The organism is Pseudomonas sp. 2FG, assembly GCF_005502935.1.
GTDB lineage: Bacteria > Pseudomonadota > Gammaproteobacteria > Pseudomonadales > Pseudomonadaceae > Aquipseudomonas.
Genome location: NZ_SCMP01000036.1, coordinates 1 through 3,245 on the forward strand (window position 1 = coordinate 1; position 3,245 = coordinate 3,245).

General features: G+C 68.2%; 1 protein-coding gene. It reads left to right on the plus strand.

The genetic code is table 11. The features are described from left to right. A partial coding sequence (locus FFS13_RS19670; protein ID WP_171006527.1) for a condensation domain-containing protein occupies positions 1-3,245 on the plus strand: 3,245 nt, incomplete at both ends.

The following is a 3,245-nucleotide window of genomic DNA, read 5'->3' on the forward strand; positions in this document are numbered from 1 at the left end:
GAAGCACCACAGACCGACAATGAGCACATCCTCGCCGCCATCTGGGCGGAAGTGCTCGGTGTGGAGCGGGTGGGGCGCCAGGATCATTTCTTCGAGCTGGGTGGCGACTCCATAGTCGCCCTGCAGGTGGTCAGCCGCGCACGTCAGCAGGGCCTGGGCCTGACGCCCAAAGACCTGTTCCAGCAACAGACCCTGGCACAACTGGCCGGCGTGGCCCGTGTCGTCGTTGCACCGCTGGCCGATCAGGGCCCGGTGACCGGCAACGCGCCGCTGCTGCCGATCCAGGCGCGCCTGTTGCAGCGCGAAGGTCTGGCTCCATGCAACCAGTACCTGCTGCTGGAGTTGGCCGAACCGCTGCCGGCGACGCAGCTGGAGCAGGCCCTGCGTGGCCTGGTGCAGCACCACGATGCCCTTCGCCTGCGTTACAGCCAGGTCGATGGTCAGTGGCAGCAAACCCATGCCGCGGCCGAAGATGCCGAGCTGTTGCAGGTGGTCGAGCTGGCCGCCGGCGAAGAGGTCCAGGCCCATTGCGACGCTCTGCAACGCAGTCTCGACCTGGTCAGCGGCCCGCTGCTGCGCGGTCTCTATCTGAAACAATCCGGCCTGGCTGACCGCCTACTGCTGAGTATCCATCACCTGGTGGTGGATGGCGTGTCCTGGCGCGTGCTGCTGGAGGACCTGCAACGCGCCTGCTTGCAGTTGGCCAGCGGCCTGCCAGTGCAACTGCCGGCCAAGACCAGCGCCTTCAAGACCTGGGGTGAACGCCTGGTCGACTGGAGCGTGGAAGCGCAGTTGCCGTACTGGCAGGCCCAGCAGGGCGCAGGCGGCGAGCTGCCGCTGCTGAGTAGCGAAACGGGCCGCGAAGGCAGTCGTGAGCACCTGGAGCTGAGCCTGGACGCCACTTTCACCCGCGAATTGCTGCACGCCGGTCAGCAGGCCTATCGCCTGCGCGCCGACGAGCTGCTGCTCACCGCCCTCAGCCGCGTGCTCTGCACCTGGAGCGAGCAGCCGGCCCTGGCGGTGCACCTGGAGAGCCACGGTCGCGCACCGCTGTTCGAGGACATCGACCTGTCGCGCTGCGTCGGCTGGTTCACCAGCCTCTATCCCGTGCGCCTGCAACCCGGCGAGGAGTTGGGCGCCAGCCTCAAGGCGATCAAGGAGCAACTGCGTGCCGTGCCGCACCTGGGCCTCGGTCATGGCCTGCTGGTGCAGCGTGGCCAACTGGTCGAGCGTGCACCGCAACTGCTGTTCAACTACCTGGGCCAGTTCGACGAAGGCGACAGCGCCCTGCGTCTGGTCGAAGGCGGTCTGTGGCGCGAAGCCGATGCGCCGCTGGATGCGCCGCTGGTGATCAACGCCGAACAGCGCGGCGGTGCCTTGCATCTGCATCTGGACTTCAACCCGCGGCAACTGGCCCGCGGCACCCTCGAAGGCCTGCTGCTGCGCCTGCAGCACGAGCTACGCGCGATCCACCAGCATTGCCAGAAAACTCCACGCTTGCTGACCCCCAGCGACGTACCGCTGGCCGGCCTGAGCCAGGCCGAGCTGGATACGCTGGCCGGCGTGGAAGACGTGCATCCGCTGTCACCGCTGCAACAGGGCCTGCTGTTCCACAGCCAGCTGGAAGGCGCCGGCAGCTATGTCAGCCAGTTGTTGCTGCCGTTCACCGGTCTCGACCCGGCGCGCCTGGAACTTGCCTGGCGTCAGGTGCTGGCGCGCCACGGCGTGCTGCGCAGCCGCTTCCTGCTGGGCGAGCGCCCGCTGCAACTGGTGCAGGCCGAAGTGGCGCTGGACTGGCAGAACCTCGACTGGTGCGCACAGACCGACTTCGATGCAGCGCTGCAAGCTTTCTGCAGTGCCGAGCGCGAGCGCGGCTTCGACCTGCAGCGGGCACCGCTGTTGCGCCTGGCGCTGATCCAGCGCGGCGCGGGCGACTTCGTACTGGTCTGGACCCTGCACCACCTGCTGCTGGACGGCTGGAGCAACGGCCTGCTGTTCGCCGAAGTGCTGGCCCTCTATCACGGCGATCGCCTGCCGGCGTCGGGTGGCCAGTTCCGCGACTATATCGGCTGGCTCGATGGCCAGGATACCGCCGCCGAACAGGCCTTCTGGCGTGAGCAGCTGCGCGACCTGGACAGGGTCACCCGTATCGCCGGCTGCCTGCCGTGCCGGGCGCCGGAGCTTGGCCATGCCCGCCATCCGCTGCCGCTGGATGCCGTCACCGAACAGCAGATTCGCGGCTTTGCCCAGCGCCACGGCTTGACCCTCAACACCCTGGTGCAGGCCGCCTGGGCGCTGCTGCTGGGCCGCCTGACCGGCAAGCGCAGCCTGTGCTTCGGCGCCACCGTCGCCGGCCGCCCGAGCGAACTGGCCGGCAGCGAGCAGATGCTCGGCCTGTTTATCAACAGTCTTCCCGTCGCCGTGCAACTGCCAGCCGAACAGCCCCTGGGCGACTGGCTGGCCGCGTTGCAGCTGCACAACCTGCAGCTGCGCGAGCACGAGCACAGCCCGTTGCACGATATCCAGCGTTGGGCCGGCAGCGCCGGCGAGGCGCTATTCGACAGCCTGCTGGTATTCGAGAACTACCCGCTGGGCGACGCCCTGCGCCAGGCCGCGCGCGGCGAGCTGCGCCTAGGTATGCCGCAGAGCCACGAATTCACCCATTACCCGCTGACCCTGGCCGTGCTGCCGGGCAGCCGCCTGGAACTGCTGCTGGCCTATGACCGTGCGCATTTCGACGCCGCCGGCATCGCCCAGGTCGAGGCGCTGTTGCGTCAGGCCCTGCAATTGGTGTGCGGCGATCCGGCCCAGACGCTGGGGAGCCTGGCGCTGCTCGGTGAGAGCGAGCAGTTGCTGCTGGATGAATGGAACACACCACGGCAGAGCTTCGACGCCAGCCGGCTGTTGCCCGAGCTGATTGCCGAACAGGCGCGTCTGCGTCCGCAGGCCGTCGCCCTGGTGCATGACGCTGAGCGGCTTTCTTTCGCCGAGCTGGAGGCCCGCGCCAACTGCCTGGCCCGGTTGTTGGTGGAGCAGGGCGTGCGACCCGAATCCCGCGTCGGCGTATCCCTTGAGCGCGGCAACGCCATGATCGTGGCCATGCTGGCGGTGCTCAAAGCCGGCGGTGCCTTTGTGCCGCTCGACCCGGATTACCCGCGCGAGCGCCTGGCCTACATGGTCGAAGATTCGGGGTTGCAGTGGCTGATCACTTCCTCCGAGCTGGCCGAGCGCCTGCCGCTGGGTGA